A 20580-nucleotide genomic window follows, 5' to 3' on the forward strand; every position below is an offset into this window, starting at 1 on the left:
GCGGAATCAGAGCGCGCCGACGCCGGTCAGCGCGAGCTTGAACTTGACGACGACGTCGTTGGCCACCATCGAGGTGTCCTTCCAGTCGCCGTCGCCGATCTTGAAATCGAGGCGCTTGATCACGAAGCTGCCGGTCGCGGTGGTGTTGGCGCCGGCCTGGGCCAGCGTCACCGGCACCACCACGTCGTGGCTCGCGCCCTTGATGGCCAGCTTGCCGGCCACGTCGAACTTGCCCGGGCCGGTGGCCTTGACGCTGGTCGACTGGAAGCTCGCCTGCGGGAAGGCCTTGGTGTTGAACCAGTCCGGCTTGGCGACCTCGGCCTCGGTTTCGGCGGCGCCGAGCGTGACGCTGGCCAGGTCGATCGTGAAGCCGATCTTCGCGGCCTCGGGCTTCTTCGGGTCGAACGCGACCTGCGCGTCGAACTTGCGGAACTTGCCGTCCACCGGCACGCCCATCTGCTTGCTGGTGAAGGCGATCTCGCTTTGCGCCGGCAGCACCTTCTGCTGCGCGCAGGCGGGGAAGGCGAACGACGCGGCCAGCGCCAGGGTCGCGACGGTGAGGTAGGTTTTCATTCGAGTTGCTCCCGTGGAAGAGGAAAGGGATTCAGCGTGAAGACGCGGGCCACATGCGGGCCAGCAGCCCGTCGCGGTCGATGACCTGGTGCTTGGTGGCCGCCGCGACATGCAGCAGCACCAAGGCCGCCAGGCCGTAGGCGAGCAGTGCATGCAGCTGCTTGGCGACCTCGGCCAGGCCCTTGTCGACCGGCACGAAGTCGGGCAGCGGCAGCAGGCCGAAGACGACGATCGGGAAGCCCGCCGCCGAGCTGTACGCCCAGCCGGCCAGCGGCACCGCGAAGAACAGCGCATACAGCAGGCCGTGCGTCCAGTGCGAGGCGCGCAGCTGCCAGGCCGGCGCCGGCAGCTCGGCCGGCGGCCGGTGCGTCAGGCGCCACAGCAGCCGCAGCGCCGACAGCGCCAGGATGGTGATGCCCGACCACTTGTGCCAGTTGAACAGTTTGAGCCGCTGCGGCGAGAACGGCAGGTCGCTCATGTACAGCCCGACGCAGAAGGTGCCGACGATCGCCAGCCCCAGCACCCAATGGAAGCTGATCGCGACGGCGTCGTAGCGTGAAGGCGGAACGGGCGAAGCGCGCATGAATGGCCTTGAAACAGTTTGAAGCACTTGGGAAGACCTCCCGTCCCAAGCTGGATGGCACTTTAAGAGAGGTGCAAAGGACCGGAGTTCACCAGGGTTGTCGCAAACGTTCAAAAAAATGAAGCAGACGCCCTCGCGCAAACCCTGTCCGGACTTTCCCGCGAAACCGCCGGCCGGGCCTTTTCATTCCGGGCCCCGCTCGTAGACTGCGCCGGCTGTTCGATGGGTCGATCCCGGTTCAACCCATTGAACGCCGAAGTCCGCCTTCCTCTCTCCGCTTCGCGCTCACGCGTCGCAGTCCAACGCATGCTCCACACCCCCGTTCTCCGCGCTGCCGCAAGCAAGCCCGCCCTGGTGCCGGCCGTGACGCGCGCGGCCGCCGTGCTGGACCTGCTGGCCCAGCAGCGCGAGGCGATGAGCCTGGCGCGGCTGTCGGCCAGCCTGGGCCTGCCCAAGAGCAGCGTGCACGGGCTGTGCAACACGCTGAGCGCGCTCGGCTACCTGCGCCGCGAGGACGACGGCAGCTTCTTCATCGGCCCGCGCGTGATGGGCCTGGCGCATGCGTTCGTCGCCCACACCAGCCCGGCGCAGGAGTTCAACGCGCTGTGGTCCGAGGCCGGCGCGGCGCCGACCGAGACGGTGATCCTGTCGGTGCTGGACGGTGCCGACGTGGTCTATGTCGCGGCGCGCAACGGCGTGCGGCCGCTCGGGCTGGCCTTCAACGTCGGCATGCGGCTGCCGGCGCACCGCGCGGCCACCGGCAAGGCGATGCTGGCCTGGCAGGACGAGGCGCGGCTGCGCAGCCACTTTCCGCAGCCGCAGCTGCCGCGCTTCATGAACCGCGCGCCGGTGAAGCGCAGCGACCTGATCCACGAGCTGGCCGAGATCCGCCGGCGCGGCTACAGCATCGACGACGAGAGCGTGCGCGAGGGCGTGTACTGCTTCGGCGCGCCGGTGTTCGACGCGTCCGGCCAGGCGGTGGCCGGCGTCGGCGTGTGCCTGCAGAAGGCCATGCTCGATCCGCAGGTGGCCGCGCAGCAGAGCGAGACGGTGATGCGCGTCGCGCGCGAGCTGTCGCAGCGCCTGGGCGGCAGCGCGAGCCGAACCGAAGAGGAGCCCGAAGTTCGATGAGCACCGACATCATTCTCGAGACCCGCCGGCTGACGAAGGAGTTCAAGGGCTTCGTCGCGGTGAACCAGGTCGACCTGCGCGTCAAGCGCGGTCACATCCACGCGCTGATCGGCCCGAACGGTGCCGGCAAGACCACCTGCTTCAACCTGCTGACCAAGTTCCTGACGCCGACCAGCGGGCAGATCCTGTTCAACGGCGCCGACATCACCGGCGAGAGGCCGGCGCAGATCGCACGCCGCGGCGTGATCCGTTCGTTCCAGATCTCGGCGGTGTTCCCGCACCTGAGCGTGCTCGAGAACGTGCGCGTCGCGCTACAGCGCAAGCTGGGCACCTCGTTCCACTTCTGGAAGCCCGAGCGTTCGCTGCACGGGCTGAACGACCAGGCGCGTGCGCTGCTCGGCGAGGTCGACCTGGCCGCCTACGCCCAGACGCCGACGGTGGCGCTCAGCTACGGCCGCAAGCGTGCGCTGGAGATCGCCACCACGCTCGCGATGGAGCCCGAGCTGATGCTGCTGGACGAGCCGACGCAGGGCATGGGCCTGGAAGACGTCGACCGCATCCGCCAGCTGATCAAGAAGGTGTCGGCCAACCGCACCATCCTGATGGTGGAGCACAACATGAGCGTGGTATCGAGCATCGCCGACACCATCACGGTGCTGCAGCGCGGCGCGACGCTGGCCGAGGGGCCGTACGCCGAGGTCTCGAAGAACCCGGCGGTGGTGGAGGCCTACATGGGCACCGCCAACGTCGAACTCGCAGGAGCCCATTGAGATGGCCAACCGCTTTCTGGAGGTGCGCGAGCTGCAGGCCTGGTACGGCGAATCGCACGTGCTGCACGGCGTGAACTTCCACGTCGACGAAGGCGAGGTGGTCACGCTGCTCGGCCGCAACGGCGCCGGGCGCACGAGCACGCTGCGCGCCATCATGGGCCTGATCGGCAGCCGCAAGGGCTCGATCCGCATCCGCGGCCAGGAGGCCATCGCGATGCCCACGCACCGCATCGCGCGGCTGGGCATCGGTTACTGCCCGGAAGAGCGCGGCATCTTCTCCAGCCTGTCGGCCGAGGAGAACCTGCTGCTGCCGCCCAAGCTGGCCGAGGGCGGCATGGCGGTCGACGAGATCTACGCGATGTTCCCGAACCTGAAGGAACGCGCCGGCAGCCAGGGCACGCGGCTGTCGGGCGGCGAGCAGCAGATGCTCGCCGTCGCGCGCATCCTGCGCACCGGCGCCAAGCTGCTGCTGCTCGACGAGATCTCCGAGGGCCTGGCCCCGGTGATCGTGCAGAAGCTGGCCGAGATGGTGGTGCTGCTGCGCCGCCAGGGCTACACGATCGTGATGGTGGAGCAGAACTTCCGCTTCGCCGCGCCGCTGGCCGACCGCTTCCTCGTGATGGAGCACGGCCGCATCCTCCAGGAATTCACCCAGGCCCAACTGCCTGACCGCCTGGCCCAGCTCCACGAGTACCTGGGCGTCTGATCCACCAAAGGAGACCTCACATGAAATTGAGACAAATCGCCGCCGCCTGCTCGCTTGCCGCTCTTGCCGCCACCGTTCCTGCCCAGGCGCAGGTGTCGGGCGACGTGATCCGCATCGGCTTCATCACCGACATGTCGGGCCTGTACTCCGACATCGACGGCCCGGCCGGCGCCGAGGCCATCAAGATGGCCATCGCCGATGCCGGCGGCGCCGTCAACGGCAAGAAGGTCGAGCTGGTCGTTGCCGACCACCAGAACAAGGCCGACGTCGCCGCCGCGAAGGCGCGCGAGTGGTTCGACACGCAGGGCGTGGACATGCTGATCGGCGGCACCAACTCGGGCACCAGCCTGGCGATGGCCAAGGTGGCGCTCGAGAAGAAGAAGCCCTTCATCGCGGTGGGTGCCGGCAGCTCGGCGCTGACCAACGAGCAGTGCAGCCCGTACACCATCCACTGGGCCTACGACACGATGGCGCTGGCCAAGGGCACCGGCGGCGCCGTGGTGCGCGCCGGCGGCAAGAGCTGGTACTTCCTGACGGCCGACTACGCCTTCGGCCAGGCGCTGCAGAACGACACCACCAGCGTCGTCAAGGCAGCCGGCGGCAACGTGGTGGGCCAGGTCAAGCACCCGCTGTCGGCCAGCGACTTCTCGTCCTTCCTGCTGCAGGCGCAGTCGAGCAAGGCGCAGATCCTGGGTCTCGCGAACGCGGGCGGCGACACCATCAACGCGGTGAAGGCGGCCAACGAGTTCGGCGTCACGAAGACGATGAAGCTGGCCGGGCTGCTGGTGTTCATCAACGACATCCACTCGCTGGGGCTGAAGACCACGCAGGGCATGTACCTGACCGACAGTTGGTACTGGAACAAGGATGCCGAGACGCGCACCTGGAGCCGCAAGTTCTTCGAGAAGGTCAAGCGCATGCCGTCGTCGCTGCAGGCGGCCGACTACTCGGTGGCGGCCAACTACCTGGCGGCCGTCAAGGCCACCGGCACGGACGATGGCGACAAGGTGCTGGCGCAACTGCACAAGGCCAAGGTCAACGACATGTTCGCGAAGAACGGCACGGTGCGCGAGGACGGCCGCATGGTGCACGACATGTACCTGATGCAGGTGAAGACGCCGGACAAGTCGACCGAGCCGTGGGACTACTACAACGTGGTCGAGACCATCAAGGGCGACGCCGCGTTCACGACCAAGGCCGAGAGCAAGTGCGCTTCCTGGAAGTGACACCCCGCCGTTCGCCCTGAGCAGGGACTGAGCTCGTCGAAGGCCCGTGTCGAAGGGTTGCGCCCCGGCACGAGGGCTTCGACAGGCTCAGGGCGAACGGATTTTTGAGACCTCCCCATGAGTGAAATCTTCGGCATCCCCCTCCAGGCCTTCGCCGGCCAGTTGCTGCTCGGCCTGGTCAACGGCTCGTTCTACGCGATGCTGAGCCTGGGCCTGGCGGTGATCTTCGGCCTGCTCGGCATCGTCAACTTCGCGCACGGCGCGCTGTACATGATCGGCGCCTACGTGGCCTGGATCGCGATGGAGAAATGGGGCATCGGCTACTGGTGGGCGTTGCTGCTCGCGCCGGTGATCGTCGGCGCGCTCGGCGTCGTTATCGAGCGCACGCTGCTCAAGCACCTGTACAAGCTCGACCCGCTGTACGGCCTGCTGCTGACCTTCGGCCTGGCGCTGGTCGCCGAGGGCGTGTTCCGCGACCAGTTCGGCGTCTCCGGCCAGCAGTACAACGTGCCCGAGGCGCTGCAGGGCGCCACCAACCTGGGCTTCATGGTGCTGCCGAACTACCGCGCCTGGGTCGTCGTCGCGTCGCTCACGGTGTGCCTGGGCACCTGGTTCCTGATCGAGAAGACGCGGCTGGGCGCCACGCTGCGCGCCGGCACCGAGAACCCGGCGCTGGTGCAGGCCTTCGGCATCAACGTGCCGCGCATGGTGATGTTCACCTATGCCGGCGGGGCGGCGCTGGCGGCGCTGGCCGGCGTGCTGGCCGCGCCGGTGATCCAGGTGACGCCGCTGATGGGCAGCAACCTGATCATCGTCGTGTTCGCCGTGGTCGTGATCGGCGGCATGGGGTCCATCCTCGGCTCGATCCTGACCGGGCTGATGCTCGGGATCATCGAGGGCCTGACCAAGGTCTTCTACCCCGAGGCGTCCAACATCGTGGTGTTCGTCATCATGGCCATCGTGCTGGTGATCCGGCCGGCCGGCTTGTTCGGCAAGGAGAAGTGAGCGTGGCCACCCCGAACGACAACCTCGACGCCGGCTTCCAGCACAAGGCGCTGATCGCCTGGGGCGTGGTGCTGGCGCTGCTGGTGATCGCGCCCTTCATCGGCGTGTACCCGGTGTTCATGATGAAGGCGCTGTGCTTCGCGATCTTCGCGTGCGCCTTCAACCTGCTGCTCGGCTTCACCGGGCTGCTGTCCTTCGGGCATGCGGCCTTCATGGGCTCGGCGGCCTACATCACCGGCTGGCTGGTGCGCAGCGCCGGCTGGACGCCCGAACTCGGCATCGTCGCCGGCACGCTGGCGGCCGCGGCGCTCGGGCTGGTGGTGGGCCTGATCGCGATCCGCCGGCAAGGCATCTATTTCGCGATGATCACGCTCGCGATGGCGCAGATGATCTACTTCGTCTGCCTGCAGGCGCCGTTCACCGGCGGCGAGGACGGGCTGCAGGGCGTGCCGCGCGGCAAGCTGTTCGGCCTGCTGCCGATGGGCAACGACCTGGCGATGTACTTCTTCGTGCTGGCGGTGTTCGTCGCGGTGTTCCTGCTGATCCTGCGCATCGTGCATTCGCCCTATGGCCAGGTGCTGAAGGCGATCCGCGAGAACGAGCCGCGCGCGATCTCGCTCGGCTACGACGTCGACCGCTACAAGCTGCTGGCCTTCGTGCTGTCCACCGGCATTGCCGGGCTGGCCGGCGCGATGAAGACCTTCGTGCTCGGCTTCGCGACGCTGTCGGACGTGCACTGGTCGCTGTCGGGCGAGGTGATCCTGATGACGCTCCTGGGCGGCATGGGCACGTTCGCCGGGCCGGTGGTCGGGGCGTTCACGATCATCGGGCTGCAGGACTACCTGGCCGATCGCGTCGGCTCGTGGGTCACCGTGATCATCGGCGTGATCTTCGTGGTGTGCGTGATCGCGTTCCGACGCGGGTTCGTCGGCGAACTGATTGCCTGGCAAAAGCGGAAGTAGCCCGGAAGCCCATCCGGGGCATCAGCGCCGCAGCGGCAGCAGGCTCTGCTTCAACTGCCGCAGCACGAAGCTCGACTTGCTGTGCCGGATCCCCGGGATCTTGTACAGCCGCTCGCGCAGCAGCCGTTCGTAGTCGCGCGTGTCGCTGACGGCGATGCGCACGTAGTAGTCGTAGTCGCCCGACACCAGGAAGGCCTCCAGCACCTCGGGGATCGCCTCGAGCGCGCGCCCGAACTCGAACAGCGCCTGGTCGGAGTGGCTGTCCAGCGTCACCTGCACGATCACCGTGTCGGCCAGCCCGATCTGCGCCGGGTTCACGCGCACCGAGTAGCCCTCGATCACGCCGGCCTGTTCCATGCGCTTGATGCGACTCCAGCACGGCGAACTGGTCAAGCCCACCTGCGCGCCGAGCTCGCCCATGCTGATGCGGGCGTCGCGCTGCAGTGCTTCGAGGATCGCGATGTCGAACTTGTCCAGTGTCATGCTGCAGTTTGCCTATGAATCAGCAATATTTGCTGGCAGCATCGTAACCGGCGGAAGTTTCGGCAGCCTTTGCTGCCGATGGCGCGACAAACTGCTGGCATGAATGCGCCCCTTGCCGTTGCCTGCCTGCAGCCTGTCTCCCACGCCCCCAACACGGCCGACCTGCTGGTGGCCACGCTGCTCGAGGCCGGCATCGACACCGCCTTCGGCTACCCCGGCGGCGCGGTGCTGCCGCTGTACGACGCGCTGCACCGCGAGCCGCGGCTGCGCCACGTGCTGGTGCGCCACGAACAGGCAGCTGTGCATGCGGCGCAGGGCTACGCGCGCAGCACCGGCCGCGTCGGCGTGGTGTTCGTCACCTCGGGGCCGGGCATGAGCAACACCACCACCGGGCTGCTCGATGCGCTGTGCGATTCGATCCCGGTGCTGTGCATCAGCGGCCAGGTCGCGACCACGGCGATCGGCACCGATGCGTTCCAGGAATGCGATGCGCTGGGCATCTCGCGGCCGGTGACGAAGTGGAACGTGCAGGTGCGGCGCGCCGAAGCGCTGGTGCCGATGCTGCGCAAGGCGCTCGCGGTGGCTGCGAGCGGCCGGCCCGGGCCGGTGCTGCTCGACCTGCCGAAGGACGTGCAGCAGGCGCCCGCGGTGCCGGTGGCGATGGCGCGGGTGGCGCTGCCGCCGCGCCGGGCCCGGCCGAACAGCTCGCTGCGCCGTGCGGCACAGGCCTTGCGCGAGGCCCGGCGGCCGGTGTTCTATGGCGGCGGCGGGCTGATCAACTCCGGCCCCGCGGCCTGCGAAGCCCTGGCCGAGCTCGTGCGGCATTGCCACGCCCCCTGCACGCTGACGCTGATGGGCCTGGGCGCCTTCCCGGCATCGAGCCCTCAGTTCCTCGGCATGCTGGGCATGCACGGCACGCTGGAGGCGAACCTCGCGATGCACGAGGCCGACCTGGTGGTGTGCATCGGCGCGCGCTTCGACGACCGCGTGACCGGGCGCCTCGACGGCTTCTGCCCGCAGGCGCGCATCGTCCACATCGACATCGATCCGACCTCGATCAACAAGGTCGTCAAGACCGAGGTGCCGCTGGCCGGCGACTGCGCGTGGCTGCTCGCGGCGCTGCTCGGCACGCTCGGCCCCGAGCCGCTGGATCCGCACCGGCTCGACGCCTGGTGGGCACGCATCGAGGGCTGGCGCGCGCGGCGCTCGCTGGCCTTCGACGACACGCCGCGGCAGATCGCACCGCAAGCCCTGATGACCCGCCTGCAGCATGCGCTCGACGGCCGCGACGCGATCGTCTCGACCGACGTCGGCCAGCACCAGATGTGGGCCGCGCAGCACCTGCGCTTCGATGCGCCCCGGCGCTGGCTGACCTCGGGGGGCGCGGGCACGATGGGCTACGGGCTGCCGGCCGCGATCGGCGCGCAGGTGGCGCACCCGCGGCGGCTGGTCGTGTGCGTCAGCGGCGATGCCTCGATCCTGATGAACATCCAGGAGATGTCGACCGCGGTGCAGCACCGCACGCCGGTCAAGGTGGTGCTGATGAACAACGGCTGCATGGGCATGGTGCGGCAGTGGCAGGAACTGGTCCACGACGGGCGCTACAGCCACAGCGACGTGGCGGCGCAGCCGGACTTCGTCGCGCTGGCCCGGGCCTTCGGCTGGCAGGCACGGCGCGTCGAGCGGCGTGACGAGCTTGATGCCGCGCTGGCCGAATGCCTGGCGAGCGAAGGCCCGTTCTTCCTCGACGTGCGCGTGACCGGCGACGAGAACTGCTGGCCGATGATCCCGGCCGGCTGCACGCAGCACGAGATGCTGCTCGGGTCGGCAAGCTGTCGCGAACCGATCAGCCCGGCGCTGCCGCCGCAAAGCTGACGCGCACCAGCAGCCCGCCGCCCGCGCCCTCGCGCAATTCGGCCTCGGCGCCGTGCGCGCGGGCGATGTCGCGCACGATGGCCAGCCCGAGGCCGCTGCCGGACCCGCGGGCGTCGCGCCCGCGCTCGAAGCGGCCCCAGACGCGCTCGCGGTCGGCGGCCGCGATGCCGGGGCCGTCGTCCTCGACCTCGAGCACCGCCCGCCCATCGCGCAGCGCGGTGCGCACCGTGATCGCCGCCGCGGGGCCGGCGTACTCGCAGGCGTTGTGCAGCAGGTTGGCGACCAGCTCGCGCAGCATCAGCTCGTGGCCGATGACCGGCGCGGTGGCCAGCTCGAAGCCGATGTCGTGGGCCTTGACCCACGGCTCGGCCGCCGCGATGCAGACCTCGCGCAGGTCCACCCTGCGCGCACCGGCCAGCGGCGACTCGCTGCCAGCGCGTGCCAGCGCCAGCAGCTGGTTGGCGAGCCGGGCCGCGCGTTCGGCACCCTGGTGGAAGCGCTGCAGCGTGGCCGGCAGCGTGGCGGCGTGCGGGTCGGCCAGCGCCAGCTCGCTCTCGGTGCGCAACACCGTCAGCGGCGTGCGCAGCTGGTGCGCGGCGTTCTCGACGAAGGCGCGCTGCGCGGCCGACGCGGCGTCCAGCCGGCCCAGCAGCCGGTTCAGTGCCAGCACCAGCGGCGCCACCTCCTGCGGCACGCCGGGGGTGTCGACCGGTTGCAGGTTGGCGAGCGAGCGGTGTTCGATGTCGGCACTGAGCCGGCGCAGCGGCAGCAGCCCGCGGCCCACCGCCACCGCGCCCAGCAGCACCAGCGCCAGCGCGAGCGGCAGCAGCGACAGCACGGCGCCGGCCAGCACCGCGCTCTGCGCCTGCCGCCGCTTGGCCAGCGATTCGGCGACCAGCACCGGGCAGCTCTGCGCGCCGCCGCCGCACGGTGCGCCGAAGGCCGCGACGCGCACCGCCTGGCCGCCGAGCACGGCGTCGAAGAACTTCCATTCGCGCGGCTGCAGCGGCGGGCGCAAGGTCATCAGCGGCGCATCGCCGCTCAGCAGCCGCGCATCGGGCGCCGCGACGGCGAAGTAGACGCGATCGTAGAGGTCGGTGCGCAAGGCCTTGTCGGTCTGCGCGTTCAGTGCCAACGAGACCTCGCCCTGCCGCTCGACCAGCAGGTCGGACAGCGCGACGGCGGTGCCGGTGAGCGCGCGGTCCAGCGAATCGAGCGCCGGCCGCACCGTCATCACGTACATCAGCCCCGCGGCCAGCGGCACCAGGCCGAGCAGCGGCAGCAGCAGCCACACCAGCAGCCGGCGCCGGATGCTGCCGGCCGGTCGCAACGGGGCGGTCGTCACGCGGGGTCGCCTTCCTCGAGCAGGTAGCCCAGGCCGCGCACCGTGCGGATGCGCAGGCCCGCGCGCTCGACCTTGCCGCGCAGCCGCGACACCTGCAGGTCGACCGCGTTGCCCGAGGTGGCGGCGCCCCAGTCGGGCACCATGGCCACCAACTGCTCGCGCGGCACGATCTTGTCGGCCTTCAGCATCAGGTACTGCAGCAGCGCGAACTCGCGCGGCGACAGGCCGAGCGGCTGGCCGTCGACGAAGCCGCGCAGCGCGCGCAGGTCCAGCCGCAGGCGGCCGAGCGACAGCACGTCGTCGAGCCGCGCCTCGCTGCGCCGCACCAGCGCCCGCGAGCGGGCCACCAGCTCGCTGAGCGCGAACGGCTTCACCAGGTAGTCGTCGGCGCCGGCTTCGAGGCCGCGCACCCGGTCTTCCACCGCGTCGCGCGCGGTCAGCATCAGCACCGGCACGCGCGAGCCCTGCGCGCGGGCGCGGCGCAGCGTCTCGAAGCCGTCGATGCCCTGCAGGCCGATGTCGAGGATCAGCAGGTCGTAGGCATCGCGCTGCAGCGACAGCGCGACCGGTTCGCCGCGCGCGGTGTGGTCGACGCGCCAGCCCTGGGCGCGCAGCGCGTTCGACGTGGACTCGGCCAGCGGCGCGTCGTCTTCGACCAGCAGGATGTGCATGGCCGGCGCGGCGTCAGGCGGCGACCGGGTGGATCGCGATCGTGCGCGAGCGCAGCTGGCCGCAGCCGCCGTCCACCTGCTGGCCGGCCGACTCGCGCAGCGTGGTCAGCACGCCGCGGCCGTGCAGCGTGCGCGCGATGGCCTGGGCGCGTTCCGGGCTCGGGCGCCGGAAGTCCAGGCCCTCGTTGGCGTTGTACGGGATCATGTTCATGATCGCGTACTTGCCGCGCAGCAGCCGCACGATGCCGTCGATCTCGTCGTCGCCGTCGTTGATGCCGGCCAGCAGCGTCCACTGGTACTGGATCGGGTAGCCGGTGCGGCGCGCATAGCGTTCGCCGAGCTCGACCAGCTCGTCGGGCGCGATGCGCGGCGCGCGCGGCAGCAGCTGCTCGCGCAGCGCTGCCTTGGTGGTGTGCAGCGACAGCGCCAGCGCCGGCTTCACCGGGCCTTCGGGCAGGCGCTCGAAGACGCGGTGGTCGCCGACGGTCGAGAAGACGAGGTTCTTGTGCCCGATGCCGCCGGCGCTGCCGAGCAGGTCGATCGCCTCCATCACGTTGTCGAGGTTGTGCGCCGGCTCGCCCATGCCCATGAAGACGACCTTCCTGACCGGCCGGCGCGCGCGGGCCAGCGCGACCTGGGCCACGATCTCGGCGCTGCCGACCTGGCGCAGCAGGCCGTCGCGGCCGGTCATGCAGAACAGGCAGCCGACCGCGCAACCGACCTGGGTCGACACGCAGACGCCGTCGCGCGGCAGCAGCACGCTCTCGAGGGCCTGGCCGTCGGCCAGTTCGACCAGCAGGCGCGCCGAGCCGTCGTCCGCCGGGTGCTCCGAGCGCACGCGCACCAGGCCGCCGAGCTGCTCGAGCAGCGCCGGCAGGGCCTCGCGCAGCGCGAGCGGCAGGAAGTCTTCGGGCCGGCGCTTGCCGGCATCCTGCGGCAGCGCGCGCGACCACTGGCGCAGCACGCGTTCTTCGTGGACGGGCTTGGCACCGTGTTCACGCAGCAGGTGGCGGAGGGTGGAGATGCGCATGGGGACGGGGACAGCGGATCGACAGTGTAGGGAAGTTGGCGGACCCGCCCGCGCCAATTCTGTAGAAAGTAAGGAGCACAAGGCGCCATCGCCTGCCTAGCATCGCGCGGCGTGCCCGAGCTGTTGGGGCTGATTCCAACCCATCCCGAGGAGCTCCTTCATGGCCCTTCCTTCCGACAAGAGAACCGTCGTCGCCTTCCCGCGCCGGCACGTGCCCGCGCAGCAGGTCATCCTGGCCATCGTCCGCTCGACCCCGATCCCGCCGGCGCCCGAAGTCTCCCCCGAGACGCGGCCTGCGCGCCGGTTCGCCGGTCCCGACACGATTCCACTGAAGCAGACCCTCGACAGCTACCGCCGGCAGATCCAGTGCGCCGGCACCGAGCGCAGCGAAGAGGTCTGCAGCCGCATCGCCGAACGGCTCGAAGACGAGCTCGCCCGCTGCCCGCAGATGCCGTCCGCCCATGTGGCCTTCTTCGCCGACCTGCTGTCCGTGCCCGCGCTCTTCGCCACGGCCGGCGTCTGGAACTTCCTGCTCGTCCTCGGCACGCAGCGGCACACCCTCCTGCTGACGGACTTCAGGCGCCTGGGCCTGTGTGTCGCGCAATGCTACGGGCACTACGAAGACGAAGACCTGTGCCTGGCGGTCTGCGACTTCATCGCCAGGCACTTCCTCTGGGAGGATGCGGCCTCGCTGCTGATGCGGCTCAAGATGATGGAAGCGTGCAAGGCCGAACGGCTCCAGGGCATGGCCGACGACGGCCTGCGGATCCTCGCGGCGCGCCGTTCGCACGGTTCGCGCGGTCCGTTCAGCCCTCCGTCATCGCCCCACAACTCAGGTTGACGACACTGGCGGTGATCGCTCCGGCCCGGTCCGATGCCATGAAGGCGGCCGTCTCGGCCACTTCGTCCAGCGTCGGCAAGCGCTTCAGCAAGGTCGCCGCACGGCCGCGCTCGGCCAGCATGGCGTCGATGCCGAGCCCGGCATGGGCCGCGACCTGGCGGAACACCTCTCGCGCATGCGTGCCGTGCTGCTGCGCCTCGGGGATCGCATCGGGCCGCAGGCACAGCACCCGCACCCCGTGCCCGCCCAGCTCGCCCGCCAGGTGCCGCGTCATCGCCTCCACCGCCGCGCAGGCCGCGCCGTAGCCCATGAAGCCGGCGCCCGCCATGCGCGAGCCCGGTGTCGACAAGGTCATGATCACGCCCGAGCGCTGCTTCACCATCTGCCGCGCGACGGCGCGCGCCGTCAGGAAGTTGGTGCGCGTGTACGCATGCAGCGGCAGCGCGTACTCGTCGAACGACAGCTGCGCGAGCGGCGTGCCCTGCACGTGCGCGATGCCCACCGCATTCAACGYGATGTCGATGTGCCCCAGGCGCGCGGCCAGGGCCTCGACATGGCCCTCGACCGCCTGCTCGTCCAGCGCATCCAGCCACGCCGTCTCGACCGACCCGCCCGCGTCGGCGATCTGGCGGGCCACCGCATGCAGCCGTGAAGGCGTGCGTGCCACCAGCACCACGTGCGCGCCCTCGCGGGCCATCGCGCGCGCCACCGCGCTGCCGATGGCGCCGCTGCCGCCGTGGATCACGGCATTCCGGTTCTCCAGCATCATGAACATCCCCTTGCGATCGGTCGCTGCGGATTGCAGCGCCCCCAGGACGTTCGGCAACGCCGGATTCCGACACCGACCGACACCTACCGGCACCTACCGACACCTACGATGTGCGCGCCGGCACCACGCCGGGGTCGAACCAGTTCAGCGGCCGCAGCTCGAAGCGCGCGCCGTCGAACGCCAGCTGCCGCACGCAGGCCAGGGCCTCGTCCTCGGTCTCGCAGTCCACGGTGTAGAGGCCCATCAGCTGTTCCTTGCTCTCGGCGAACGGGCCGTCGATCAGCAAGGTCTCGTGCCCGGCTCGCCCCTGCAGCACCGTGCCGCGCCGCGGCACCAGCCGCATCACCGGGCCCAGCCGACCCTGCTCGCCCAGCTGTTCGCGCAATCCGGCGTGGCGGCCCAGGACGTCGGCCTCCTCGGCCGGCGTCCAGGCGTCGACCTGCGATTCGTGGCCGTAGATCAGGATCGAATAAAGCATCGGCAATCTCCTCAGGCCATCGGTCGTGCCGTGCCGCGTGGTGCCACCGGGCCACCCAGCCCGTCCAGCTCGGCGCGGATGTGCGCCGCTTCGGCCGCGCTGCGCGCCAGCGAGATGGCGCGTCGCAGCGCCTCGCGTGCCTCGTCCGGCCGCTCCAACTGCTTCAGCAACGCCCCGCGTACGCCGTGGAAATGGAAGTAGTCCGCCAGCGGCTCGGCCAGCGGCGCGATCAAGGCCAGCGCGGCCGCCGGTCCGTCGACCTTGCCGACCGCCACCGCCCGGTTCAGCGTCACCACCGGCGACGGCTGCAGCCGTTCCAGTACGTCATACAGGCGCGCAATCTCCGCCCAGTCGGTGGCCTTCGCATCGGCCGCCTGGCAATGCACCGCGGCGATCGCCGCCTGCACCGGGTACGGGCCGGGCGGACCGCGGCGCAGCGCCTGCTCCACCAGGCCCAGCCCCTCGGCGATGCGCCCGGCGTGCCACAGCCGCCGGTCCTGCGCCTCGAGCAGCACCAGCGCACCATCCGCCGCGACCCGTGCCGGCGTGCGCGCATGCTGCAACAGCATCAGCGCGAGCAGCCCCTGCACCTGCGCATCGCCGGCAAACAGCTGCACCAGCAAGCGGCCCAGGCGGATCGCCTCGTCGCACAGCGGCGCACGCACCGGCTGCGTGCCGCCGCTGGCCGAGTAGCCCTCGTTGAACAGCAGGTAGACGCTGGTGCACACGGTGGCCAGTCGCGCGTCGCGCTCGGCCACGCCGGGGGTGTCGAACGGGATGCCCGCCGTCGCGATGCGCTTCTTGGCCCGCGTGATGCGCTGTTCCATCGCGGCTTCGCCGACCAGGAAGGCGCGGGCGATCTCGCGCACCGACAGGCCGCAGACGATGCGCAGCGCCAGCGCGATCTGCTGCGTCGCCGGCAGCACCGGGTGGCAGCAGACGAACAGCAGGCGCAGCAGGTCGTCGCGGTAGTGCGCCTCGTCCAGCTGTCCCGCCAGGCGCTCCAGCGCGTCGTCGTGCGGATCGGCGAAGGTGTCGCCATCGGGCAGCGGCTCATCGCGCTGGCGCCGTCGCAGTTCGTCCAGCGCGGCGTTGCGCCCGACGAAGATCAGCCAGGCCGTCGGGTCGCGCGGCGGGCCCTGGGCCGGCCAGTGCTGCAGCGCGCGCAGGCTCGCCTCCTGGAAGGCCTCTTCGGCGGTGTCGAGGTCGCGGAAGTAGCGCAGCAGCGCGGCCACGGCGCGTGGCCGGGCACCGGCCAGCATGGCGGCGATGGCGTCCAGCTCGCCGGACGCGGGAACGAGGTCGGCGTGGGTCATGGTGTCCCCAAGGACGCACGAGTATGCGTCGGGCCGACATCCCGCTGCGGAAATCCGCCGTTCACGCTGCCGCTGCTTCGCTTCGCGCCGGGCGGCAGCGTTTCGTCGCAGCGCGGCTGCACCGGGCGGGCCGTGTCGCCAGCATGCCGGACATCACCACCTCCACGGAGACCGCCATGCACCCGACCCCTCGCCGCGCCATCGCGCTGGCCGCCCTGTCATTCGGCCTGCTGGCCGCCGCCCAGGCGGCGCCCGACGCGCAGTTCGAGCCTGCATTCCAGCTCTTCAACCAGGCCTCGGCCGGCGACAAGGGCGCCATCGACGGTGCCGCCGAGGCTTTCGCCAGGCTGCTGCAGGCCGAGCCCGACAGCCCGGTGCTGATGGCCTACAGCGGCGCCAGCACCGCGCTGCAGGCGCAGACGACGCTGCTGCCGTGGAAGAAGATGAGCCTGGCCGAAGACGGCCTGGCGCGCATCGACAAGGCGCTCGCACTGCTGACGCCGGCGCATGACGCGATCGGCCAGCACCGCACGCCGGCCAGCCTGGAGACGCGCTTCATCGCTGCCAACACCTTCCTGTCGGTGCCGGACTTCATGCACCGCGGCGCGCGCGGCGGCAAGCTGCTGGCCGAGGTGCTGGCCAGCCCGCTGTTCGCGCAGGCGCCGCTCGGCTTCCAGTCGGCGGTGTGGATGCGCGCCGGCGCGCAGGCCGCCAAGGAGAACCGCGTGCCCGAGGCGCGCCAGTTCTTCGAGCAGGTGGTGCAGCGCAACGGCCCGCAGGCCGAGCGCGCCCGCGCCGCGCTGCAGGGCCTGCCGTCGTGAGCGGCCATGCCGTCGAGCTGCGCGGGGTGCACAAGACCTACCGCCTCGGCCAGCACGTGATCCCGGCGCTGCAGGGCATCGACCTGTCGGTGGCGCGCGGCGAGCTGCTCGCATTGACGGGTCCTTCGGGCAGCGGCAAGAGCACCCTGCTCAACCTGTGCGGGCTGATCGACGGCGCCGATGCGGGCGAGATCGCGATCGACGGGCAGGCCGTCACCGGCCTGGACGAGACGCAGCGCACGCTGCTGCGCCGCGACGCCCTCGGCTTCGTGTTCCAGGGCTTCAACCTGGTGCCGGTGATGACGGTGGCCGAGAACGTCGACTACCCGCTGTTCCTGGCCGGCGTGCCGGCGGCCGAGCGGCGCGAGCGTGTCGCCGCGCAGCTGCTGGCCGTGGGGTTGCACGACCACGCAGCACACCGGCCCGATGCGCTGTCGGGCGGGCAGCGCCAGCGCGTCGCGATCGCGCGCGCGCTGGTCAAGCGGCCCAAGCTGGTGATCGCCGACGAGCCGACCGCCAGCCTCGATTCGCACACCGCCGACCAGGTGCTGCAGCTGATGCGCGAGCGCGGGCATGCCGAGGGCGCGGCCTTCGTGATCGCGACGCACGACGAACGGCTGACGCGTCGCTGCGACCGCGTGGTCGCGTTGCGCGACGGGAGGCTGCTGTGAAGTGGCTCAAGTTTGCCTGGCTCAACACGCTGCGCAACCGCCGCCGCTCGCTGGTCACCGTCGCGATCGCGGCGCTCGGCACCGCGGCCATCCTGCTGGCCGGCGGCTTCGCGCTGTCGACCTACCAGGCGCTGGCCCAGGCGGCGGCCCGCAGCAGCGGCCACCTGGTGGTCGGCCGGCCCGACCAGTTCACGCAGGACGAGGACACGCCGCTGCAGCACGGCCTGGACGACGCCGCCGGCCTGCGCGCCCGGCTGCTCGCCGACCCGGCCGTGCGCCACGTGCTGCCGCGCGTCGAGTTCAGCGGGCTGATCAGCAACGGCGACAAGTCGACCGTGATGATGGCCAGCGGCGTCGACCCCGACGGCGAGTTCTCGGTGAAGGGCCCGTTCCTGTCGATGACGGCCGGCGAGGTGCTGGCCGGCGGCGACAGCGCCCAGGTGATGCTGGGCGAGGGCCTGGCGCGCAGCCTGAAGGCCCGGCCCGGCAGCAGCCTCACGCTGCTGGCCAGCACCACCGACGGCGCGCTGAACGCGCTCGACGTGCGCGTGAAGGGCGTCTTCTCGACCGGCGTGCCCGAGATCGACAAGCGCCTCGTCTACACCGACCTCGGCACCGCGCAGAAGCTGCTGAACACCACGCGCGTGTCGACGCTCGGCGTGTTCCTCGACCGCATGGCGTCCACGCCGGCCGCGCAGCAGCGCGTGGCGGCGCTGTTCCCCGCGCTCACGGTGCAGACCTGGCTCGACCAGGCCTTCTTCTACCGCTCGGTGCGCGACCTCTACAACCGCATCTTCGGCGCGCTCGGGCTGATCATCGGCGTGATCGTCGTCTTCGTCGTCGCCAACGCGATGGCGATGGCCATCATCGAGCGCACCCGCGAGATCGGCACGCTGCGCGCGCTCGGCACGCTGCCGTCGCAGCTGCTGCGCACGCTGGCGCTCGAAGGCATGCTGCTGGGCGGCAGCGGCGCGCTGCTGGGCGCCTGCCTGGCCGGTGCGGTGTCGCTGCTGCTGTACGTGGTGCCGCTGCAGATGCCGCCGCCGCCGGGGCGTTCCACCGGCTACCCGCTGACGATCGCCGTCGACCCGCTGATGTTCGCGCTGACGGTGGCCGGGATGCTGCTGCTCGCGATGGCCGCATCGGCCGCGGTCGCGCGCAAGACCGTGCACACGCCGGTGGTCGATGCGCTGGCCCACACCTGAAAGGACTTCCCCATGAAACGCCTCCTCGCGTTGGCGGGCCTCGCGCTCGCGCTGTCTGCCCAGGCCCAGGACGTCCCCGCGCTGCTGAAGGCCGCCGACCGCTACCGCATGAGCAGCGACAACCTGCAGGTCGACACGCTGATCGGCGTCTTCAACAGCGACGGCTCGCCCGACAAGGAACGCCGCTACACCGTGTTCGCGCAGGCCGGCCACCGCTCGCTGGTGCTGATGCAGAGCCCGGCCGAGAAGGGCCAGAAGGTGCTGATGCTGGGCGACGACTTCTGGCTGCTGATGCCGAACAGCCAGCGCCCGCTGCGCATCACGCCGATGCAGAAACTGCTGGGCGATGCGTCGACCGGCGACATCGCGACGCTGAGCTGGGCCGACGACTACGGCGGCCGCGTCGTCGGCGAAGAGCGCTGCGGTGACGCGCCCTGCCTGCACCTGAGCCTGTCGGCCAACCGCAAGGGCGTCACCTACCAGCGCATCGAGCTGTGGCTGGGCACGAAGCAGCACGAGCCGCTGAAGGCCGAGCTGTACGTGCAGTCGGACAAGCTGGCCAAGCAGGCGGGCTTCGTGTTCGACAAGCCTGCCGCGCCGACCCAGGTGACCGAGATGGTGCTGCGCGACCAGCTGAGCAACCACAAGGAGACGCGGGTGCGCTACGTGTCGCGCCAGCCGCGCAGCGTGCCCGAGGCCTGGCTGAACCCGATGTTCCTGGCGCGCAACCCGGCGCTGGATTGACGTGCGCTCCTTGATCGTGATCGCGGGCCTGTGGGGGCTCGCAGGCAGCGCCATGGCCGACGACGAGTTCGGCGGGCACGCCCGCGCGCGTTGGGAGGATGTGCAGGGCACGGCCCCGCCGAGCGCCGCGACGCTGGACACCGAGCTGCACGGCCGCTGGAGGGCGCTGAGCGGCAACCTCGTGTTCACGCAGCAACGGCCCGAAGGGGGTGCATGGCGCAGCGATGCCCGCGTCAACGAGCTGTACGCCTCGGGCGATGCGCTCGGCTGGCAATGGAGCGCCGGCCGCAAGATCGTCGCCTGGGACGTCGGCTACGGGTTCCGTCCGAACGACGTGGTGCAGCAGGAGCAGCGGCGCACGCTGCTGCCGGCCACGCCTCAGGGCAGGGCGGTGGTGCAGGCCGAGCACTTCGATGCGCAGGCCGCCTGGACGCTGGTGTGGGTCAACCCGCAGCGGCGCGGCGACCCCGGCACCGGCGGCGACGAAGAGGCACTGGCCGGGCGCGCCTACCGCCACGTCGGCGCGGCCGATTGGCATGCGTTCGCGCGCGCCGGCGAGCACACCCGGGGCAGCCTCGGGCTGGCCACCTCGTGGGTCGCGACCGACAGCCTCGAGCTGCACGCCTCGGCGCGCCGCGCCGGCGCGATCGACGTCACGCAGGCCCTGGCCGGCAGCACCTGGACCGGCGAGAACAAGCTCAGCCTCACGGCCGAGGCCTGGTTCGACGGCAGCGCCGCGCCCGTGCCCTTGCGCAGAAATGTGTATCTGCGTGCAGCCTGGGACCACGAAGGCTGGCAACCTGTGGTCGACTTGCTGCTGACGCCGGCCGACCGCGGCCGCATCGCCACCGCGGCGCTCGGCTGGCAGGGCGACCGCTGGCGCTTCGATGCCGGCGTGCGCTGGGTCGGCGGGCCGGACGAGGCCGTCATCGCGCACTCGCCAACCCGGCGGATCGTGTATTTCGCCGCCACCTGGCCGTTCTGACCCGGGTCGCCCTCGCTTCACACCGATCGTTACTGGTATTACTATGGTATTGCCTGGTAGCTGATTGGTTCCATGAGCCAATCCTTCATCGACTTGCGAGGGAGATCCCATGTTCAACGCACCCCACAAACTGCGGCTGCTGGCCGCACTGGCGACCTCGGTGGCCGCCGTGTCCGCCTACGCCGCGTACCCGGCCTGGAAGCCGGACACCTTCTATGCGGCCGGCACGGTGGTCTCGTACAACGGGCACGACTACCGCGCCCTCGTGAGCCAGACCGACTACACCAGCACCGGCTGGAACCCGACCAACACCAGCCTGTGGACCGACCTCGGCGCGAGCAGCGGGACGCCGCCCGCCCCGGCCCCCGCGCCGACGCCGCCGGCCCCGGC

The 20580-nt window shown here is 70.8% G+C and carries 23 protein-coding genes; 14 read left to right on the forward strand and 9 right to left on the reverse strand.

All coding sequences use genetic code 11. The annotated features are described in order from the left end of the window. Positions 1 to 6: 6 nt before the first annotated feature. Positions 7 to 573, reverse strand: coding sequence for a YceI family protein (locus tag AC1DYN_RS21955; protein WP_477963239.1), 567 nt, complete (start codon positions 571 to 573; stop codon positions 7 to 9). A gap of 31 nt (positions 574 to 604) precedes the next feature. Further along, positions 605 to 1156, reverse strand: coding sequence for a cytochrome b (locus AC1DYN_RS21960; RefSeq protein WP_477963240.1), 552 nt, complete (start codon positions 1154 to 1156; stop codon positions 605 to 607). Between the two features lie 306 nt (positions 1157 to 1462). Here AC1DYN_RS21960 and AC1DYN_RS21965 point away from each other — a divergent pair, with 306 nt between their 5' ends. The 6 genes from AC1DYN_RS21965 (at position 1463) to AC1DYN_RS21990 (ending at position 6956) form a co-directional block, all read left to right on the forward strand. Beyond that, complete coding sequence (locus AC1DYN_RS21965) at positions 1463 to 2287, forward strand: IclR family transcriptional regulator (protein ID WP_477963241.1); 825 nt, start codon at positions 1463 to 1465, stop codon at positions 2285 to 2287. Next, a complete protein-coding gene (locus tag AC1DYN_RS21970) occupies positions 2284 to 3057 on the forward strand; it encodes an ABC transporter ATP-binding protein (protein WP_477963242.1) in 774 nt (257 codons plus the stop codon). The genes AC1DYN_RS21965 and AC1DYN_RS21970 overlap by 4 nt, the downstream gene beginning before the upstream one ends. A gap of 1 nt (position 3058) precedes the next feature. Then, positions 3059 to 3763: an ABC transporter ATP-binding protein gene (locus tag AC1DYN_RS21975; protein WP_477963243.1), complete on the forward strand. Its 705-nt coding sequence runs from the start codon at positions 3059 to 3061 to the stop codon at positions 3761 to 3763. 20 nt (positions 3764 to 3783) lie between these two features. After that, entirely contained in the window at positions 3784 to 4989 is a 1206-nt protein-coding gene (locus tag AC1DYN_RS21980; protein ID WP_477963244.1) for an ABC transporter substrate-binding protein, read from the forward strand. 117 nt (positions 4990 to 5106) lie between these two features. Next, a complete protein-coding gene (locus AC1DYN_RS21985; protein WP_477963245.1) occupies positions 5107 to 5994 on the forward strand; it encodes a branched-chain amino acid ABC transporter permease in 888 nt (295 codons plus the stop codon). A 50-nt stretch (positions 5995 to 6044) separates the two neighbouring features. Continuing rightward, positions 6045 to 6956 carry a branched-chain amino acid ABC transporter permease gene (locus AC1DYN_RS21990; RefSeq protein WP_477963261.1) on the forward strand — a complete coding sequence of 304 codons (912 nt, stop codon included), beginning with the start codon at positions 6045 to 6047 and terminating at the stop codon, positions 6954 to 6956. 21 nt (positions 6957 to 6977) lie between these two features. Here AC1DYN_RS21990 and AC1DYN_RS21995 read toward each other — a convergent pair whose 3' ends face one another. After that, the gene (locus AC1DYN_RS21995; protein WP_477963246.1) at positions 6978 to 7439 is read right to left on the reverse strand and encodes an Lrp/AsnC family transcriptional regulator; all 462 of its coding nucleotides are present in this window, start codon (positions 7437 to 7439) and stop codon (positions 6978 to 6980) included. A gap of 99 nt (positions 7440 to 7538) precedes the next feature. Between AC1DYN_RS21995 and ilvB the strand changes: the two genes are divergently transcribed. Then, complete coding sequence (gene ilvB, locus AC1DYN_RS22000) at positions 7539 to 9314, forward strand: biosynthetic-type acetolactate synthase large subunit (protein ID WP_477963247.1); 1776 nt, start codon at positions 7539 to 7541, stop codon at positions 9312 to 9314. Here the strand turns inward: ilvB and AC1DYN_RS22005 are convergent. From AC1DYN_RS22005 to AC1DYN_RS22015, 3 genes are read right to left on the reverse strand one after another with little or no spacing between them, the layout of a single operon-like run. Continuing rightward, positions 9286 to 10659 carry a sensor histidine kinase gene (locus AC1DYN_RS22005; RefSeq protein ID WP_477963248.1) on the reverse strand — a complete coding sequence of 458 codons (1374 nt, stop codon included), beginning with the start codon at positions 10657 to 10659 and terminating at the stop codon, positions 9286 to 9288. The two genes, ilvB and AC1DYN_RS22005, sit on opposite strands and share 29 nt — an antisense overlap. Next, positions 10656 to 11330, reverse strand: a complete 675-nt coding sequence (locus tag AC1DYN_RS22010) for a response regulator (protein ID WP_477963249.1) — start codon at positions 11328 to 11330, stop codon at positions 10656 to 10658. The genes AC1DYN_RS22005 and AC1DYN_RS22010 overlap by 4 nt, the downstream gene beginning before the upstream one ends. A 13-nt stretch (positions 11331 to 11343) precedes the next feature. Continuing rightward, complete coding sequence (locus AC1DYN_RS22015; protein WP_477963250.1) at positions 11344 to 12360, reverse strand: RNA methyltransferase; 1017 nt, start codon at positions 12358 to 12360, stop codon at positions 11344 to 11346. Between the two features lie 160 nt (positions 12361 to 12520). On the opposite strand from AC1DYN_RS22015, the gene AC1DYN_RS22020 reads away from it, so the two are divergent. Then, positions 12521 to 13201 (forward strand): hypothetical protein, encoded by a 681-nt coding sequence (locus AC1DYN_RS22020; protein ID WP_477963251.1) that lies wholly within the window; start codon positions 12521 to 12523, stop codon positions 13199 to 13201. Here the strand turns inward: AC1DYN_RS22020 and AC1DYN_RS22025 are convergent. Genes AC1DYN_RS22025 through AC1DYN_RS22035 form a run of 3 tightly spaced genes read right to left on the reverse strand, consistent with a single transcriptional unit; the run spans position 13167 to position 15764 of the window. Further along, positions 13167 to 14027, reverse strand: coding sequence for an SDR family NAD(P)-dependent oxidoreductase (locus AC1DYN_RS22025; RefSeq protein WP_477963252.1), 861 nt, complete (start codon positions 14025 to 14027; stop codon positions 13167 to 13169). The two genes, AC1DYN_RS22020 and AC1DYN_RS22025, sit on opposite strands and share 35 nt — an antisense overlap. A gap of 46 nt (positions 14028 to 14073) precedes the next feature. Beyond that, entirely contained in the window at positions 14074 to 14448 is a 375-nt protein-coding gene (locus AC1DYN_RS22030) for a YciI family protein (RefSeq protein ID WP_477963253.1), read from the reverse strand. An 11-nt stretch (positions 14449 to 14459) separates the two neighbouring features. Then, positions 14460 to 15764 (reverse strand): RNA polymerase sigma factor, encoded by a 1305-nt coding sequence (locus AC1DYN_RS22035; protein WP_477963254.1) that lies wholly within the window; start codon positions 15762 to 15764, stop codon positions 14460 to 14462. A gap of 176 nt (positions 15765 to 15940) precedes the next feature. Between AC1DYN_RS22035 and AC1DYN_RS22040 the strand changes: the two genes are divergently transcribed. The 6 genes from AC1DYN_RS22040 to AC1DYN_RS22065 all read left to right on the forward strand — a co-directional run. Next, positions 15941 to 16585, forward strand: coding sequence for a hypothetical protein (locus AC1DYN_RS22040; RefSeq protein WP_477963255.1), 645 nt, complete (start codon positions 15941 to 15943; stop codon positions 16583 to 16585). Then, positions 16582 to 17256, forward strand: coding sequence for an ABC transporter ATP-binding protein (locus AC1DYN_RS22045; protein ID WP_477963256.1), 675 nt, complete (start codon positions 16582 to 16584; stop codon positions 17254 to 17256). The genes AC1DYN_RS22040 and AC1DYN_RS22045 overlap by 4 nt, the downstream gene beginning before the upstream one ends. Then, positions 17253 to 18461, forward strand: coding sequence for an ABC transporter permease (locus tag AC1DYN_RS22050; RefSeq protein WP_477963257.1), 1209 nt, complete (start codon positions 17253 to 17255; stop codon positions 18459 to 18461). Before AC1DYN_RS22045 ends, AC1DYN_RS22050 begins: the two co-directional genes overlap by 4 nt. Positions 18462 to 18473: 12 nt before the next feature. Beyond that, a complete protein-coding gene (locus AC1DYN_RS22055; RefSeq protein WP_477963258.1) occupies positions 18474 to 19205 on the forward strand; it encodes an outer membrane lipoprotein-sorting protein in 732 nt (243 codons plus the stop codon). A gap of 1 nt (position 19206) precedes the next feature. Next, on the forward strand, positions 19207 to 20190 hold the full coding sequence (locus AC1DYN_RS22060) for a hypothetical protein (protein WP_477963259.1): 984 nt from the start codon (positions 19207 to 19209) through the stop codon (positions 20188 to 20190). A gap of 109 nt (positions 20191 to 20299) precedes the next feature. After that, a partial coding sequence (locus tag AC1DYN_RS22065; RefSeq protein WP_477963260.1) for a carbohydrate-binding protein occupies positions 20300 to 20580 on the forward strand: 281 nt, incomplete at its 3' end.

The sequence above is a fragment of the Rhizobacter sp. P2_D12 genome (genome assembly GCF_056404395.1).

What these genes read in the sequence shown, in the direction of transcription:
- AC1DYN_RS22030 (WP_477963253.1), bottom strand. Translation starts at nt 14,448, where the DNA reads ATGCTTTATTCGATCCTGATCTACGGCCACGAATCGCAGGTCGACGCC.
- AC1DYN_RS21960 (WP_477963240.1), bottom strand. Translation starts at nt 1,156, where the DNA reads ATGCGCGCTTCGCCCGTTCCGCCTTCACGCTACGACGCCGTCGCGATC.
- AC1DYN_RS22035 (WP_477963254.1), bottom strand. Translation starts at nt 15,764, where the DNA reads ATGACCCACGCCGACCTCGTTCCCGCGTCCGGCGAGCTGGACGCCATC.
- AC1DYN_RS21970 (WP_477963242.1), top strand. Translation starts at nt 2,284, where the DNA reads ATGAGCACCGACATCATTCTCGAGACCCGCCGGCTGACGAAGGAGTTC.
- AC1DYN_RS22040 (WP_477963255.1), top strand. Translation starts at nt 15,941, where the DNA reads ATGCACCCGACCCCTCGCCGCGCCATCGCGCTGGCCGCCCTGTCATTC.
- AC1DYN_RS22010 (WP_477963249.1), bottom strand. Translation starts at nt 11,330, where the DNA reads ATGCACATCCTGCTGGTCGAAGACGACGCGCCGCTGGCCGAGTCCACG.
- AC1DYN_RS22020 (WP_477963251.1), top strand. Translation starts at nt 12,521, where the DNA reads ATGGCCCTTCCTTCCGACAAGAGAACCGTCGTCGCCTTCCCGCGCCGG.
- ilvB (WP_477963247.1), top strand. Translation starts at nt 7,539, where the DNA reads ATGAATGCGCCCCTTGCCGTTGCCTGCCTGCAGCCTGTCTCCCACGCC.
- AC1DYN_RS21965 (WP_477963241.1), top strand. Translation starts at nt 1,463, where the DNA reads ATGCTCCACACCCCCGTTCTCCGCGCTGCCGCAAGCAAGCCCGCCCTG.
- AC1DYN_RS21975 (WP_477963243.1), top strand. Translation starts at nt 3,059, where the DNA reads ATGGCCAACCGCTTTCTGGAGGTGCGCGAGCTGCAGGCCTGGTACGGC.
- AC1DYN_RS22055 (WP_477963258.1), top strand. Translation starts at nt 18,474, where the DNA reads ATGAAACGCCTCCTCGCGTTGGCGGGCCTCGCGCTCGCGCTGTCTGCC.
- AC1DYN_RS21980 (WP_477963244.1), top strand. Translation starts at nt 3,784, where the DNA reads ATGAAATTGAGACAAATCGCCGCCGCCTGCTCGCTTGCCGCTCTTGCC.
- AC1DYN_RS21955 (WP_477963239.1), bottom strand. Translation starts at nt 573, where the DNA reads ATGAAAACCTACCTCACCGTCGCGACCCTGGCGCTGGCCGCGTCGTTC.
- AC1DYN_RS21985 (WP_477963245.1), top strand. Translation starts at nt 5,107, where the DNA reads ATGAGTGAAATCTTCGGCATCCCCCTCCAGGCCTTCGCCGGCCAGTTG.
- AC1DYN_RS21995 (WP_477963246.1), bottom strand. Translation starts at nt 7,439, where the DNA reads ATGACACTGGACAAGTTCGACATCGCGATCCTCGAAGCACTGCAGCGC.
- AC1DYN_RS22015 (WP_477963250.1), bottom strand. Translation starts at nt 12,360, where the DNA reads ATGCGCATCTCCACCCTCCGCCACCTGCTGCGTGAACACGGTGCCAAG.